This is a genomic window from Pelosinus fermentans DSM 17108, assembly GCF_000271485.2.
GTDB classification, from domain to species: Bacteria; Bacillota; Negativicutes; order DSM-13327; family DSM-13327; genus Pelosinus; species Pelosinus fermentans.
Map to the genome: position 1 here is coordinate 4052554 of NZ_AKVN02000001.1, position 16067 is coordinate 4068620.

Annotated in this window: 19 protein-coding genes; 12 read left to right on the forward strand and 7 right to left on the reverse strand. The window is 41.6% G+C overall.

What is annotated here, in order from left to right; translation table 11 throughout:
- Window positions 1-242: 242 nt before the first annotated feature.
- The 9 genes from FR7_RS18600 (at window position 243) to FR7_RS18640 (ending at window position 6898) form a co-directional block, all read left to right on the forward strand.
- On the forward strand, window positions 243-677 hold the full coding sequence (locus tag FR7_RS18600) for a DUF134 domain-containing protein (protein ID WP_007937478.1): 435 nt from the start codon (window positions 243-245) through the stop codon (window positions 675-677).
- A 62-nt stretch (window positions 678-739) separates the two neighbouring features.
- Window positions 740-1114 carry an iron-sulfur cluster assembly scaffold protein gene (locus FR7_RS18605; protein ID WP_007937480.1) on the forward strand — a complete coding sequence of 125 codons (375 nt, stop codon included), beginning with the start codon at window positions 740-742 and terminating at the stop codon, window positions 1112-1114.
- Between the two features lie 66 nt (window positions 1115-1180).
- The gene (locus tag FR7_RS18610; protein ID WP_007937481.1) at window positions 1181-1402 is read left to right on the forward strand and encodes a DUF5320 family protein; all 222 of its coding nucleotides are present in this window, start codon (window positions 1181-1183) and stop codon (window positions 1400-1402) included.
- Window positions 1403-1483: 81 nt separating this feature from the next.
- Window positions 1484-2335, forward strand: coding sequence for a nucleotide-binding protein (locus FR7_RS18615; RefSeq protein WP_007937483.1), 852 nt, complete (start codon window positions 1484-1486; stop codon window positions 2333-2335).
- Window positions 2332-3249: an ATP-binding protein gene (locus FR7_RS18620; protein ID WP_007937484.1), complete on the forward strand. Its 918-nt coding sequence runs from the start codon at window positions 2332-2334 to the stop codon at window positions 3247-3249. The genes FR7_RS18615 and FR7_RS18620 overlap by 4 nt, the downstream gene beginning before the upstream one ends.
- A 49-nt stretch (window positions 3250-3298) precedes the next feature.
- Window positions 3299-4267: a phenylacetate--CoA ligase family protein gene (locus tag FR7_RS18625; RefSeq protein WP_007937486.1), complete on the forward strand. Its 969-nt coding sequence runs from the start codon at window positions 3299-3301 to the stop codon at window positions 4265-4267.
- Between the two features lie 53 nt (window positions 4268-4320).
- Window positions 4321-4689 carry a NifB/NifX family molybdenum-iron cluster-binding protein gene (locus tag FR7_RS18630; RefSeq protein WP_007937488.1) on the forward strand — a complete coding sequence of 123 codons (369 nt, stop codon included), beginning with the start codon at window positions 4321-4323 and terminating at the stop codon, window positions 4687-4689.
- A gap of 43 nt (window positions 4690-4732) precedes the next feature.
- A complete protein-coding gene (locus FR7_RS18635) occupies window positions 4733-5941 on the forward strand; it encodes an iron-sulfur cluster carrier protein MrpORP (protein ID WP_007937490.1) in 1209 nt (402 codons plus the stop codon).
- Between the two features lie 129 nt (window positions 5942-6070).
- On the forward strand, window positions 6071-6898 hold the full coding sequence (locus tag FR7_RS18640) for an MBL fold metallo-hydrolase (protein WP_007937493.1): 828 nt from the start codon (window positions 6071-6073) through the stop codon (window positions 6896-6898).
- A gap of 136 nt (window positions 6899-7034) precedes the next feature.
- On the opposite strand, the gene FR7_RS18645 is transcribed toward FR7_RS18640, so the two are convergent.
- From FR7_RS18645 to FR7_RS18660, 4 genes are read right to left on the reverse strand one after another with little or no spacing between them, the layout of a single operon-like run.
- A complete protein-coding gene (locus FR7_RS18645) occupies window positions 7035-8729 on the reverse strand; it encodes an FAD-dependent oxidoreductase (protein ID WP_007937494.1) in 1695 nt (564 codons plus the stop codon).
- Window positions 8730-8752: 23 nt separating this feature from the next.
- Window positions 8753-8998, reverse strand: coding sequence for a TIGR03905 family TSCPD domain-containing protein (locus FR7_RS18650; protein ID WP_007937495.1), 246 nt, complete (start codon window positions 8996-8998; stop codon window positions 8753-8755).
- A gap of 48 nt (window positions 8999-9046) precedes the next feature.
- Window positions 9047-9628, reverse strand: a complete 582-nt coding sequence (locus FR7_RS18655) for a class I SAM-dependent methyltransferase (protein WP_007937496.1) — start codon at window positions 9626-9628, stop codon at window positions 9047-9049.
- Window positions 9629-9656: 28 nt separating this feature from the next.
- Entirely contained in the window at window positions 9657-10307 is a 651-nt protein-coding gene (locus tag FR7_RS18660) for a 4Fe-4S binding protein (RefSeq protein WP_007937497.1), read from the reverse strand.
- Between the two features lie 250 nt (window positions 10308-10557).
- On the opposite strand from FR7_RS18660, the gene FR7_RS18665 reads away from it, so the two are divergent.
- Both FR7_RS18665 and FR7_RS18670 read left to right on the forward strand, forming a co-directional pair.
- Window positions 10558-10827, forward strand: a complete 270-nt coding sequence (locus tag FR7_RS18665) for a metal-sensitive transcriptional regulator (protein ID WP_007937498.1) — start codon at window positions 10558-10560, stop codon at window positions 10825-10827.
- Between the two features lie 327 nt (window positions 10828-11154).
- Window positions 11155-13773: a phosphoenolpyruvate synthase gene (locus FR7_RS18670; RefSeq protein WP_007937500.1), complete on the forward strand. Its 2619-nt coding sequence runs from the start codon at window positions 11155-11157 to the stop codon at window positions 13771-13773.
- Between the two features lie 146 nt (window positions 13774-13919).
- Here FR7_RS18670 and FR7_RS18675 read toward each other — a convergent pair whose 3' ends face one another.
- Window positions 13920-14261 (reverse strand): hypothetical protein, encoded by a 342-nt coding sequence (locus tag FR7_RS18675; protein WP_007937502.1) that lies wholly within the window; start codon window positions 14259-14261, stop codon window positions 13920-13922.
- Window positions 14262-14527: 266 nt separating this feature from the next.
- On the opposite strand from FR7_RS18675, the gene FR7_RS18680 reads away from it, so the two are divergent.
- A complete protein-coding gene (locus FR7_RS18680; RefSeq protein WP_007937504.1) occupies window positions 14528-15130 on the forward strand; it encodes a hypothetical protein in 603 nt (200 codons plus the stop codon).
- An 81-nt stretch (window positions 15131-15211) separates the two neighbouring features.
- Here the strand turns inward: FR7_RS18680 and FR7_RS23960 are convergent, their stop codons facing one another.
- On the reverse strand, window positions 15212-15364 hold the full coding sequence (locus tag FR7_RS23960) for a hypothetical protein (RefSeq protein WP_007937513.1): 153 nt from the start codon (window positions 15362-15364) through the stop codon (window positions 15212-15214).
- A gap of 183 nt (window positions 15365-15547) precedes the next feature.
- Window positions 15548-16000 (reverse strand): OmpH/Skp family outer membrane protein, encoded by a 453-nt coding sequence (locus FR7_RS18685; RefSeq protein ID WP_007937515.1) that lies wholly within the window; start codon window positions 15998-16000, stop codon window positions 15548-15550.
- Between the last annotated feature and the right edge of the window lie 67 nt (window positions 16001-16067).

Below are 16067 nucleotides of genomic sequence, written 5' to 3' on the forward strand. Positions count from 1 at the left end.
ATATTTATCTTTCTCATCCAGCAGTTCTCATCACTGGCAATATAACGAACCCGTAAAAGAACTAGGGGTATCGCCAACATTGTTAATATAAAAATCTGAGCTTTAAAACCATGCTCTGCCATCACTGAATGCCGGAAATGGCTGCTACCTTGAATTAAATAAGCCCACTTTCCTTCTTGACATTTTCCTTTGAATATTATACATTACTTATGAAATATATTTCACAATTGGAAAGGAGTACTATGGGTCGTCCACATAAAGAACGCCGAGTTGAACAACTGCCTCCTACCACCCACTATAAACCTGTAGGGATTCCCCTGCGTGACATAGAGGAAGTCATATTAACCATTGAAGAAATGGAAGCTATCCGTCTAGCAGATATCGAACAACTAGACCAAGCATCAGCCGCTGAACGTATGGAAGTATCGCGGCCCACTTTTCATCGCATTGTCAATAGCGCTCATCAAAAAATAGCTGCTGCCTTGTGGCAGGGACATGCGTTACGAGTAGATGGTGGTAACTTTCGCATCGCTCACCGATTTCAAGCAGATCCGCGTCATTGTATTTGCCATACTTGTGGTCACAAATGGTCCTTACCCCATGGTACCGGACAACGTTGCCATGATTTATCCTGCCCTCAATGTCAAGCTTCCACTGTTAGTCGTGTCGATCGCTAAGCATATTTCACATAATGATGAATATGCTTCAAATAAGTAATTATAATAAGGGGGGGTATTCAATGTATTCCAATACAGTGATTGATCATTTTATGTCACCCCGCAATGCATGGCAAATGCCAGATGCTGATGGAATCGGAACCATAGGTGAGCCAGACTGCGGCGATCATTGCATGATGTTTATTAAGGTTCGGGAAGAAATCATTCATGAAATCAGTTTTCTCATTTTCGGTTGTGGTGCCGCAGTTGCCTCTGGCAGCATGACAACAGTACTGGCCAAAGGAAAAAGTATTAAAGAAGCTCTAGAACTTACGGAACAAGACATCATTAACGCTCTAGACGGCTTACCCGAAGCGAAACAACACTGTTCTAATTTGGGCGTGGCTGCTTTACAAGCGGCCATCAAAGATTATCTAGCAAAACAGGGAGAAAGTTAGGTTAAATAACTTTTTTTAGCCTAGTTATGAAATATATTTCATAACTTTCGAAAGGAGGTGAATACTATGCCAAGAAGAGATGGAACTGGTCCGTTGGGTAATGGACCAATGGGCCGCGGTCTCGGCAGCTGCCAAGGCACAGGTTTAGAACGCAACATGCAAGGTGTCTTTGGTTTTGGCGGTAATAATGCTATGAATCAAAAATCATTAGAAGTTCAGGCAGCTCACCTAGAAGAACGAGCTGCTAGCCTACGGAACATAGCAAAACAGAACCGTAAAGCCGAGTAATTCTAATCACCACATCTACAAATTTGCCTGTTTCCCAGGCAAGAGTAATCTCAATTTAGCTATACCAAAGGAGGAGTCCATGTGCTTATCAGTATTGCCAGTGGCAAGGGTGGAACAGGTAAAACTACGCTAGCCCTACTACTCGCCTCCATTCATTCAGATATCACCCTGATTGACTGCGACGTGGAAGAACCAAACTGTCATTTATTTCTCAAACCAGAATGGCAAGACCAAGGGCAAGAAGTTGCGGTCATGATACCACAGATTAATATAGAATTGTGTAATGGATGCGAAACTTGTTCAACTGTCTGCCTATTTAATGCCATTGCAATTTCTGGCGGAGCAGCGCTATTATTTAACGAATTATGTCATAGTTGTGGCGGTTGCATTCTAGCTTGTCAGCAAGGTGCCATTACAGAAGATAAGAAACTTATTGGCACCATCACGACTGGAACTTCACCAATCTTTCCTGCTATTCAATTCCTAAGTGGCTCATTAGACATCGGCACCCCCAGTGCTGTGCCTCTTATTAAAGCCATAAAAGAAAAAGTCTCTCATCTTGCGGGTGATATCCTACTTGATTGTCCGCCTGGTACCTCCTGCTCTATGGTTACTGCCATCAAAGATAGTGACTTTTGCATTCTGGTCACGGAGCCCACCCCCTTTGGCAAGCACGATCTGGAATTGGCAATGAATATTACCCATCTGCTCAATATACCTACAGGTGTAGTTATTAATAAAAGTGACGAAAATATCGGCGATGAAAGTATTGAATCTTTGTGCCACATTCGCCAAATTCCAGTATTGGCAAAAATACCCCATAGTTTTTCCTTTGCCAAAGAATATGCTGCCGGCTTCATACCTGATGAATTTCAAGCTGTCGCCGCTACTATCTGGAGCCAACTAAATGCCAAAGGGAGTGAGGGAATATGAAAGAATTAGTCATTGTCAGCGGCAAAGGCGGTACTGGCAAAACTAGCATCAGTGCTGCCCTCGCCTTTCTGTCGCCACAAAAAGTGCTAATAGATTGTGACGTAGACGCCGCTAACCTTCACTTAGTCAGCGGTGCCATCATCCGTGAAACCCATGAATTTAAAGCTGGTTTTGAACCAAATGTTGATGAAAACAAATGCACTTCTTGCGGCCAATGTACTGACTTATGTCGTTTTGGGGCCATTACTGCAGGTGTCATCACTACACCCTTTAATTGTGAGGGATGCGGCGTATGTGCCTTCAATTGCCCTGAACATGCCATTTCCATGCTGGAAAAACAAGCTGGTCATTGGTTTTTAGCTGATACTCATTTGGGTCAGTTAATCTATGCTGAACTTGGTCTATCGGTGGAGAACTCAGGAAAACTGGTTAGTAAAGTACGGCAAGAAGGCAAAAAAATTGCAAAAGCTAAGAAATTCCCTCTCATGATCACGGATGGTCCTCCAGGTATCGGTTGCCCAGCTATCGCCGCCTTATCGGGTGCCAGTTTAGCACTGGCTGTGGTAGAACCCTCCTTATCCAGCATACATGATTTAAAGCGCTTAGTCGATTTAGTTGCCCATTTCAAAATCCCCTTAGCAGTGTGCATCAATAAGAGTACACTGCATCGGGAAAATACCCGAGAAATTATCGCCTGGTGCCACAGTAAAGCCATTCCTATCATGGGCCAACTTCCCTATAGTGATGCCTTTCGCATCGCTGTCCAGTCCGGTAAAACCGTGCTAGAAATGGAGGATGCCGCTGTCATAGAAGAGATGACAAAACTATGGCATAACCTTGCAAAACGTTTAGAGGTTTCCATAACTGAAAGTAATATTGGCTTTTTTCGGAGAAAACTCCATATTTTTCAGTAAAAGCCTCTTTATAGAATGAAGTAAACAAAAGCATCTGGAGGTACTCTATTTGATATTAAACACCGGCATTGAATCTATGACTGAATCGGAAAAAGTACTACTACAAAGCCAGCAACTACAAAAGCTAGTCGAGCGATCTTACGAAAAAACAAGTTTTTATCAAGAACGTATGCAAGCTATAGGTTTGACACCTAATGAAATTCAAACTATCAATGATATCAGCAAATTGCCCCTCATGACTTCAAAAGATTTAACCAACAACTATCCTTTTGGGCTGTTAACCATTCCAATAAGTGGTATTGCTCGATTTCAGCAAAGAAGCGACTTCAATACCGCAGTGGGATTTACCCAACAAGATATTTCTCACCAAGTCGAAATGCTCTGCCGCACTTTAGTTGCCTGTCATATAATCACTAGTTCAGTGATTATGATTGCGCCCCAATCCTTAGACACTGACAGTATTGTATCATTACAACAAGCTGCAGAAAGTATTGGAATTACAGTCATATCCAGTCCATTACCTAATGTAACCTCCCAAATTAAAACCCTATTGGATTTTGGTGTTACGACTATCTTTTCTACTCCTGACATTCTTTTTCAATTAGCAGATTTCTTGAAAAATGCAGGTTTTTCTACCCGCGACCTACCTCTCATGAACATTCTTTGCGAAGCACACCACTGCTCTGCTACAGTACGCAAAAGCCTGGAAGAACAATTTCAAATTCCCGTTTATACAATCTATGGGCTGGCAGAGTTAATGAATCTAGGAATCGCTGGTGAATGCCATAAGCAAAATTGGTTACACATCCACGAAGATCATTTTTATCCAGAAATAATTGACCCTCACACTGGTTCTATTATTTCTAATAACCAACCCGGTGAATTAGTGCTTACCACCCTTTCTAGAGAAGCCATGCCCCTTATTCGTTATCGCACTGGCGACATGGCTCTATTGGAACATAAACCATGTACCTGCGGCAGAACATCGGCACGGTTAAAACTAGTTACTGCTAAATAAGCTGCTTGATTTAGCAAATGATCTATAAAAAACGAAAGTGAGGAAAACAGACTATGAAAATTGCCATTACCTCTTACGGTGAAGACCGTCACGCAGCGTTCGATTCTCGATTTGGTCGAGCCGATTTTTTTATGATCTTCGATCAGGAAAGAGACACTTGGGAAAGCTTTTCAAACAAACAAAATCTAGAAGCTTCCCATGGAGCTGGTATCCAAGCCGGTCAAGCCATAGCCAAAACTGGAGCTAGCGTACTCATCACGGGGCATGTCGGCCCTAAAGCCTTCAAAGTACTAGAAGCAGGGAAAATCGCCATGTATTCCATAGGAGATATGAGTGGTAGCGTAGAGGATGCGCTAGCGGCTTTCCTTGAAGGAAAACTTGCAGTGATCGACGTGCCAGGTGCTATGAATCACGGTAAATAATATACTCATTTTTACAGCAAAATCAAAGGAGATGGATGTTAGAATGTCTTGTAACTCAACTACTACAGATCATGATTTTGAAGCACAAAGCCAAAAAATAAATAATTTCTTGCAGAATGTCGACCACAAGATCGTTGTCATGAGTGGTAAAGGCGGCGTCGGGAAAAGTACGATTGCCACTAACTTAGCCGTATTTCTTAGCAGCCAGGGCTATAAAGTCGGCCTATTGGACGTGGATGTACACGGTCCAAGTGTTGCTGGTCTTTTAGGACTTACTGACCTAAAACTAAATATTATTAACAATCGAATACAACCTTATTCTTATACCGATAATTTAAAGGTAATCTCTATCCAAGGATTATTAAATCACCCAGATGAACCGCTCATCTGGCGAGGTCCAATGAAAATCGGCATTATCCGCCAATTTCTAGGCGATGCAGATTGGGGTTCCTTAGATTTCCTCATTATCGACAGTCCACCCGGAACTGGCGATGAACCTTTGACAGTAGCTCAAACAGTAATTGACTGCCAAGCTGTTATCGTAACAACTCCTCAAGAAATTTCGCTGGCAGATGTACGCAAGTCTATTCAGTTCTGTCAAAAGGTAAATATGCCAATTTTAGGTCTAATTGAAAATATGAGTGGATTCGTATGCCCCTCTTGCAATAGCCTACATGCCATCTTCAAAAGCGGTGGTGGCGAAAAATTGGCAACGGCTGTGAATATTCCATTCCTAGGTCGCCTACCCATTGATCCTAGCGTGGTCACTGCTGGCGATGCTGGTCAATCCATTGATAGTTTGAACAATCCTAGCAAAGAAAAACTGCAAGGGATTGTCGAACAAATTATTAACCAACTTCCCAATAAAAAGAAAGGTGCTGATTCAACTATGAAAATTGCGATTCCATTAGCTGGAGGTAAACTTGCTACCCATTTTGGTCATTGCCAAGAATTCGCCATTATGACTATCGATAATGGTAACGTTATCAAACATGAAACTTTGACCCCACCTCCTCATGCTCCTGGTGTCATTCCTAACTGGGTGGCTGATCTAGGATGTACTGACATTTTAGTCGGCGGCATGGGTGAAGCGGCCCAGGTCATTTTAAAAGAACGTGGCGTAAAAGTCTCGTGTGGTGCCCCATCGGATACTCCTGAAAACTTGGTTGCCCTCTATCTGCGCGGCGAACTTGTCGACTCTGGCAACGCCTGCGACCATGACGCTCACGGTCATGACTGCGGCAGTCATTAAGTAAGTCTTTCAGACGCATCTAGAACGATATTCCATCATTCTAGATGCGCCTTTATCTAAAGTACATCTTACTCTGCATGAAGCCATTTATTATTGCACTCGCTGATCACCAAAAGGAGGTCTTACTTTATGCGACTTACTATCCTCATTGATAATACAGCCAATATGCGAGACCTGAAAGCTGAATCTGGTTTTTCCCTCTACATTGAAGATCAATCAACTAAAATTTTATTTGACACTGGCTGTTCTGCTCTATTTATGGAGAATGCCCATAAACTTGGCATTAATTTACGGGAAGCAGATTACATCATATTATCCCATGGTCATTATGACCATACTTGGGGCCTCAAACACCTACTCCATTTGTACTTCACTGCCGACACGCCTCATAGCTCTAAGCCTATATTATTAACCCATCCATTGTCCTTTAGTCACCGGACAAAGGACGGCAAAAACATGGGTTGCAATGTATCAGAAGAAGAACTGATGAGCTCCTTTACGATCCACAAGAGTAAGACTCCATTGTGGATTAGCAAGCAACTCGTTTTCTTAGGTGAAATAGAACGTAAATTCCCATATGAAGGAAATCACACGATTGGCCAAATTATCAAAAACGGCATTGCTGTCAATGACTCCATGGAAGACGATACTGCGCTCGCCTACAAATCAAGCCAAGGGCTTGTCATTATCACAGGCTGCTCCCATTCGGGCATATGCAATATCGTGGAGCAGGCTAAAGAAATTTGTCAAGATGATCGAGTGCTATCCATCATCGGCGGACTGCACCTACGAAAACCATCAATCGAACAACTTAATGGTACCATTACCTATCTACGCCAAACGAATGTCAGAAAGCTGTATGCCTGCCACTGCACAGATCAGCCTTCACGCATTGCTTTGGCACAACTAGGTAACCTTTGTGAAACAACCGTCGGACTGACTCTGGAATATCCATAATATCTTTTATAGAAAATCCGTTGTAAAATGAATCATTCATAAAAGAAATATAATGCATTCAATAAAAAGATGGCAGGCGCATGTTTGACAACTATAAGTATCAAACATGCGCCTGCCATCTTTTTATTATTCTACATCAACAATCATTTTTTTTATCACAGACAAAGGGCCAAGATACAATGCCACCTTCCAATACCTTGACGTTCTCAAATCCCACGCCTTCCAAAATACCTTCTGCTTCATAGCCTCGTAAACTTATTTTGCAAAAAGCTATAATTTCATCATTTTTATTCAGTTCAACTAATCGGCTACGCAGTTGTCCTAAGGGAATATATGTAATATTTTCGTAATCAGCCAAACGTATCTGCTTGCATTCTTCTGGACTACGTACATCAAGAAAGACCGTATCACCAGACGTCATTTTTTCTTTGGCTTCCAGAGATGAGATACCCTTGAACTTGCCTGCCAGTTTATTCATAAGGGTATTGGCAGCCACTACTACGTTATCAATAGGAGAATTATAAGGTGGAGCATACGATAGATCAATATCAAACAAATCCTCAATACTTCCACCTAGCGTTAGCACTGTTGCCACAACGTCTATCCGTTTAGATACGTCGCCTTCACCGACTGCTTGCATTCCCAGTACTTTACTAGTGTTAGCATCAACGATCAATTTTACAGTAATTAGTTTTGCCCCTGGCATATAATGAGGTTTGTCATGCCCCGCCACCATAGTGGTGATGTAGTCATATCCAAGCTGTTTGGTATCTCGCTCTGTCAGACCCGTTTTGCCAACGCTAAGGCTATGTATTTGAGCTACCGCAGTAGTAAGGACACCTTTAAATTTAAGATGCCCACCGCACAAGTTTTCACCAATAATCCGGCCGTGCTTATTAGCCGTCGAACCCATAGGCGCAAATACTTTTTTCCCAGACATTACATTTACATTCTCCACGCAATCACCGCCAGCATAGATATCGGGATCACTGGTGCGCATTTCTTCGTCTACGACGATGGCCCCTGTTGAACCTATGACCAGCCCAGCTGCTTTGGCTAATTCTACATTGGGACGTGCGCCGATTGCCAATATCACTAAGTCAGCAGGAATACTACGCTTGTCAGTCTCCACCGCTGCTACAGAGGTATCACCAGTAAAGCGTACAACTTTTTCATCCAGCAACAGGGTAATACCTTTATCCTGTACATATTTACCCACAATCCCGCCTATTTCAGTATCCAAAAAGGCAGGAAATACTTGGTTTTTCATCTCTACAACGGTAACTGGGATTTTCCATTTAGTCAATGCTTCAGCCATTTCCATACCAATCAGCCCTGCACCAATAATAACAGCACTCTTGAACTGATTGCCTTCTAAGCCTTGTCGTACAGCTTTTGCATCATCTGGATGCCAAAGTTGATAGATATTAGAAAGTTCCACTCCAGCCAGCGGTGGTTTGATAGCTGATGCTCCAGTGGCAATGACCAGTTTGTCATAAGGAATTACCTCTTCTTCCCCTGATACTCGCTTCTGAACCTTTACCGTCTTGGCCTCCCTGTCAATAGCAGTAGCCTCTGTTTTCGTCAGCACCGTAATATCCTTAACGTTTTTAAAAAATGTCGAGTTACGCATTGCCCCCACCGGGGTTTTCATCAAATCATCAATATCCTTTACGTCACCGCTTACATAATAGGGCATGCCACAGGCACCGTAGGAAATAAGTTCTCCTCTTTCCAGCACTATAATGCTGGCTTTTGGATCACAGCGTCTGGCTTTAGCAGCCGCCTTCAGCCCAGCAGCAACACCACCAATGATTACAATTTTTTTCATACTCTTCCCTCCCATTTTATTATCTATGATTTATTCTGTAGTTCTTCCAGGGCCCTTGCCAATTGATCAGTGCAAGAAGTTTGATTACGACAAAGATTTCCTTTGAATTTTTGAATCACCTCGTCCACCGGCATTCCCTCAATCAATTTGCTGATAGCATTGAGATTTCCCATACAACCGCCATCAAATTTCACATTTTTTATCCTGCCATTTTCCACTTCAAATTCAATTTTCTTCGAACATACTCCCTTGGGAATGAATGTAATCATTGTGCTACCTCCTCCTACTATATTTTAGAATACTATATAACAACTGTTTTATTCCCTCTGTTTTTTCCCTATGATTCCATAAAACTCGTCACCAAGATCTATTTTACTGATATCTTGAAACTCCATATGTTTTAGTGTTTCAATAAGTTCCGCTTCCGCAATTCTATGGCTAATGGGAGGACCCATATGACTCTCCTGTTTCTTCCATTCTATAATTGCCACTTTGCCATCCCATGCTAAGATCCTTTTTACTTCCTGCAAAAAGCTGCTTAAATCATTGGTCTCATGAAGTACATTGCAAATAAACGCATAGGTAACACTTTCATCATCAACTATTAAGCTATTTTCAACGGTTTTAACTATTTCAATATTGCCTACATTATTCTCCGTTGCTCTTACATGTACTTCACTCAGCATCTCAGTGGAAATATCCATTGCATAGATTTTTCCTATTTCGCCAACGATAAGAGCGGCAGGAATACTAAAATATCCGATTCCACAGCCCACATCTGCTACAATATCTTCCTTGTACAACTGTAGTTTTTCTAACGTAGCTTCTGGAGGCAATAGTTTTCTTCTTTCAGGATTATCCAATTTTTTTTTATCTTTTACTGAAAATTTATGAGACATGTGTATACCATCCCTTCTAAGTAAGAATTTAAAAATTTTTAACAACTAAATTCTTTTCAAATGACAGAGATTTCTTAGGACAAACATGAATGCATTCTTCACATTTAATGCAATCTGAATCGATAAACTGTGATCCTTTTGCTTTATAGGGTTCAAGCTGCATAGGACATTCTTTCGCGCATAACTTACAACTTACGCAGGTATTCGCCACTGACATGGGCTTTTTACCGGCTGAAACCCAGGATGCTAAGGTTCCCATCGGGCAAAAATTACACCAGGTACGTGGGCTATATAGTAACGCAAGAGCCCCTCCAAAAAGAGTGGTGATTAAAATAATTCTGAGGAACACTAAACCAATGGCATCTAAGTTTGGCCATGCATAGTACATCTGACCCCCAAAGACGATAAAAATAACCAATAACATGAAGCTTCGAAACCAAGTTGATTTAGCCCATTGCGGGACGTGCTTACGAGAATTTATTTTAGTGAAAACGTTATCCCAAAGACTTCCTCTAGGACAATAAGATCCACACCATTCCCTGTCCCTATATAATGCTACAACTACAGGTGCTAACATACAGATTAGCGCAACCACTCCGAGAACTGGCCAGACGAAAAAGCCCACAGAAAGATATAGTAATAGAATGCTGAACCCATACTTTTTCCAAATCACTTGCATCAATCTCCTCCTCGCCCCCCAGGGGAGGGGTATAATGATATTATATATTTTTCTATTTAATTTGTATATCCATCTTTTATAAAACTTATGAAATAATTCTATTATTGCTCTTTTGGCAATTTGTTTGCCGTCTTTTCATAACATAATTGTATTGTACATCCATTTTACTCCACCCCCTTGACATAACTTACCGTTTCATGCAAAATAAATTTACGCCCCCCTCCCATAGGGGCACCACGGAGGTGATATCATGCCAAATACTAGCACCCAAAAAGAAGTACTGAACCGATTACGTAATGTTAAAGGCCATGTTGCTGGAATTGAGCGTATGGTTGGTGAAAATGCTCCTTGTAAGGATGTTCTTCTGCAGCTATTGGCTATACGTTCTTCAATAGAAAAGATAGGAATATTTATTTTAGAAAACAATGCTGCCGAATGTCTCATCTCCGACAGCATACCACCAGAGGAAAAAGAAAAAGTAAATCAATTAGTCAAAGACATAGTTGCTTTCTTAAAGTGATTTTCTTGGTTTATGATAGGAACATGCATAAATCATAAAGCTCAGGAGGTTATTACTTTGAGTAAAAAAGTACTAATTATTGGTGGCGCAGCAAAAAGATGTGACAATCCCGGGCTTAAAGATTCCCTCTTTTGACTCAGTAGTTGTTGCGTACGTTCTCAGGAAATAGGTTCTTATATTCGTTAATAAATTCGAACAAATGGGGTCAGTCTTGCTTAGTGAAGAGTGAAAACGAATCCTGCAAACAGCAATGAATAGTTAAGAAAGCCAGCGGATAAGATACTTGTATTGAATATAACCGATAAGGATATGCAAGGAGCATTGCTAATGACACCGTATGTACTTTTTTTTGAACAAATCGATCATTTAAGTCTGCCTTATGTTGGCGGTAAAGGAGCGAACCTGGGGGAACTGACCAAAGCAGGTTTTCCCGTACCCGATGGATTTTGCGTAACGACTTACGCTTATCGAGATTTTATCGCAACAAGTCCGAAAATGGATACGTTGTTTGCTGCGCTGAAGGCTATCGACCCCACCGACTTAAACCTCATTAGGGAATTGGGAGAACAAATTCGGACACATTTACAGCAGTTGGCGATACCCACGCAAATTAGGGACGAAATCATACAGGCCTGGACGAAGCAGGGAGCGAATCATGCGTATGCAGTTCGTTCCAGTGCAACGGCCGAGGATTTACCCAATGCGTCCTTTGCTGGTCAGCAGGATACGTATTTAAACATCAAAGGTCAGGATGAACTTTTGCAGCATGTCCGTAAAGGCTGGGCTTCTTTATTCACAGATCGGGCCATTGCCTATCGAGCCAAGAACGCTTTCGATCACTCTGAAGTCTATTTATCAATCGTTGTGCAGCAAATGGTCATGCCTGATATTTCAGGAATATTGTTCACTGCCGATCCTGTTAATGGAAATCGTAGTGTTGTTTCCATTGATGCGAGCTTTGGCTTAGGGGAAGCTCTTGTTTCCGGTTTAGTGTCGGCTGATTTATACAAAGTAAAAAATGATCGTATCATTTACAAGAAGATATCACAAAAGAAAGTAGCCATTTATTCTTTACCCGAAGGTGGTACAATTACCCAAGAGCTGCCAGAGGCACAGCAAGGGCAGCAAGCTCTGACCGATCAGCAAATTATCGATCTTGCTGCATTAGGAAAACAAATTCAGCAGCACTACGGTACACCCCAGGACATTGAATTTTGTATGGTAAAAGAGAATTTCTTTATCGTCCAGAGCCGCCCCATTACTACGTTATATCCTTTGCCGGAAATTCCCGAACAACCGCTGCGGGTGCTGCTGTCCTTTGGTCATATTCAAATGATGCCGAATGCGATAAAGCCATTAGGCAGATCCGTATTACGCACGGCATTTCCCCCACAGGTATTTGTCGAGGCGGGCAGCAGAATCTATATTGATCTTACGGATTTTCTGCTGTCTAAAATAGTGCGCATCTTCTTTCCAAAATTATTAAAATTAGCAGACGAGGCTATGAGCCGTTCCCTGCATTCTGTCGTCAAACGACCAGGAATTTTCGCAGGAAACCTTCACTCAAATACTCCAGGTACTGCGTGCAAAATAGCAGCTCCCATTCTAAAAAAGGCCTGGAAGATTCTGCGTACTGGTGATCCCCGTCTGGCTAAACCTAGAATTGAAACCTTCATGCAGGAAAAAATGCAGCAAACTAGGCAAGCGCTCAGCAGCGTGCAAGGTGCCGAACGGCTAAAAGTCGTTCAACAGCAACTAGACGGTATGCTAATGGACATTATCCAGGAGATTATCCCCTATGTTGTACCTGGTGTGCTTGCCAATAAGCTGCTGGAAAAGCTGCTTATCCGCTGGATGGGAGATGCTGCAGAGCTGCATACGTTAAATAAATCCCTTCCCGGCAATGTTACTACCGAGCTGGGCCTGCAGCTTGGTGATTTGGCAGATCTACTGCGAAAACTTCCCGAGGTAGCAGAGTATTTAAAAACGGCTGATGATCAAACATTCTATACCGGACTTGCTCAAGTTGCTGGAGGTAATACCTTTAGACACGCCTTTGAAAAATTTATTGATCAATACGGCATGAGATGCCCAGGTGAAATTGATCTGACAAATCCCCGCTGGCGTGAAAGGCCAACGCAGTTACTGTCTGCCATATTCAGCCATATGCGAAGTGTAAAGCCAGGTGAACACCGCCAGCGGTTTGCCGAAGGAAAAAAGGAAGCGGATGAAGCCATCCTGCGTATTCTAAGCCATGTGAAAGACAATCGTTTCAATTTAAAACTGGCAACTCGGTTAATTGCTGTATTTCGCTATATGGGTGGACTTCGGGAACATCACAAATATTTAATGAGCGTAATTTTAGACGAATGCCAAAAAGTAATTATGGCCGAAGTCAATGAACTTGTTACAATGGGGAGACTGGAGCAGGCTCAAGACGCCTATTTCCTAAGTTTAGAAGAACTGATACAAATGAGCCAGGACGATTTTAGCGGTAATGCAGCTGATTTGATTGCAAAACGTAAAGAACAGTATCAATGGCATCAAAATTTAAAACCGCCCCGCATAATGACCAGTGAAGGTGAAATAATCATTGTTCCTCCTGACAGAAAGAATGTTCCTGAGGGTACGCTGATTGGCAGTCCTGTTTCCGCTGGTACTGCTGAAGGCATCGCTCGGATTATACTAAGGCCGGAAAATGCTGTGCTGCATGAAGGAGAGATTCTGGTTTCGCCCCAAACAGATCCGGGCTGGACCCCCTTATTCCAATCGGCTAAAGCCATCGTCACTGAGGTTGGAGGATTAATGACCCACGGTGCTGTTGTCGCCCGGGAATATGGTATTCCGGCAGTAGTAGGAGTTGATGATGCCACAACGCTCATTAAAGATGGCGAAACGATACGGGTGGATGGAGATCAGGGCTTTGTGGAGATTCTGAAGCAATAGAATAGACATGCAATCGCTTAGGATTGCATGTCTATTTTTTAGCGGTTATTTATCTTGTTGTAAATTATTACTTCAAATACGATTAAAAACTTTTTACGTATTTATTTCACAGGTTCCTTACATACCTTAGCTGTTACTCATTACAGCTATTGCGGCAAGTTATTGTAATCAATCGTTGTACCAATACCAAAATGAACATAAATTTCTGGATATCCTGTCAAGGGCATCCAATAACCAATAATTTCTTTTTCACCTGATTTGTTTTTGGAGTACGTAGTCTTCTGTGTTGCTAGTGCCTTGTTGGCCAGACAACCTCTATGCTGCTCAGGAGAACCGTTGTCTGAACATTTAGCACCTGCTACGCCGCCAAGATTACGACAGGCTTCATTCACCGCCAGTATTTCCCTGCTTTTATGCACCAGCATAACCGGCTCAGGAAAGTTCCCCCACATAAGATCAAATGCCTCCACTACCTTAGAATCAACCATATTATAAAATCCCCCTTTTTTCTGCTACTACTCTTATGACGAAACTATCTTTCATTTATTGCATCATTTTTTAAAATCACTTTTAAAACCTTCAGTTACTTGCAATGCTAATCCATAAGGGCATCAGAAAAGGACAGTATTAATACTGCCTCTAAGAATAAACTTTATACTGCTTGACGAGTGAAGTAAAATTATCTACAATTATAATCATTTGAAGAACTGCCTTTTGCAAGTAAATAAAACCAAAATGATATGAGGAGCAAACAATGACAACATTAAATGCAATCATTATGGAAGTAGGTAAAGATCCTGCTGTCTACAAACTATCAACGGCGATTGATAAACAACTTGAAGAAATGTCTATTGTATTAGGTGGAAATTTCATTAGTTCTCGCTTGTTCGAAGTCGGTGAAGGCCTATCCTTACACATTTTTATCAACGATATGGCAGTTCCTCTACAACTGACTGCAAATCGTCGTTTCCCTGAACCTGACCAAGATCAAATTATCTTTGGTAATGCTCTTTTTCTCATCATTGATGATGTCAACGGCGATGAAGAAGGTGCATTAGATATTCCCGATCAATATTGTGAGATTTTCATCCGTAAACTCAAAGAGAGTTTTGCGCCTTGCAGTGGTGACGAAAAACCAAATCTGGATGAAGAAATCTTTGTCGAAAACCCAGGCACAAACGAAGAACGACGGTTTAAGTGGGAAGAAGTACAGGCACCTGGCGAAGAAAATGAGTTAAAATTTATTGGAAAAGGCTATGTTCGTATCGTTGATGATGGTACCTGTGATATTCTAGAAATTCGCGGACGTTACTTCAAACAAAAATATCTCAAAGAAAACAATAAAAATTTACAATAGAATGTACAAAAGAACTTCTGCCAATCATAAATTTTTTGGCAGGAGTTCTTTCATTTTTAGAAACATCCCTTGTCCCATTTCTTAATGTAAATCTTTTTTCAGCAGTCCCTGAATTGCTTTTGCCAATTCCTGCACCACTTCCGGCGGCGGCTGTTCTTTGGAGTACTTCTTACCATCTACAATCCAGCCATCTTTTGTCGCATGGAATTCTTGTTTTTTCTTATCCGCTGCCATAATAACACTCCTCCTTCCACGAATACACACAGTCACAAGGTGACTATTCTACCGTCACCTCCCTCTCGAAGGGAGGTTTAATCGGCCTTCACTACAAAAAATCAGTGCCTCCTTTAATTCTGCAAAAACAGAGAGATCAGCGGTTTATGACCGTTGACCTCTTGATTCGTTGGATAACGCTTTTTATTTTGCCACGATCTTTTTCATTACATCATCTGTTATATCCTGTTCGCCATAAACTGCAGCTCCTGTGTCTACGACAATAGTTAAACCTTTCGACTTCGCCACGGCCTTAACAGCATCGTTTACTTTATTTTGAATAGCTTCTAAAAGATTCTGCTGCTTAATTTGAAGTCCTCGTTGTAGCTGCTCATAATATGATTGTTTTTCTTGATCGTTCATATTAACTGATTTTGTGTCAAAGTTGGTTTTTGCTTGCTCAGCAGCATCGTTCATCGCTGTTTGGGCTTTTGCTGAATCGGGATGCTGTTCAACTAGAAGTTGATAGTTTACTATTCCAACTGGAGATGCAGCAGCATAAGCAGTGCTGGTATTAGTAGTAATGGTGATTATACTGAAGAGTACAAAGGCTGCTAGAAAAATATTCATAAGTTGCTTGCTGTTCATTTTTATCATCCAATATTCCTCTTTTCTCATTTGATTTTGAAGGGCAATTATACATTAAAATTATCCTATTTAATCA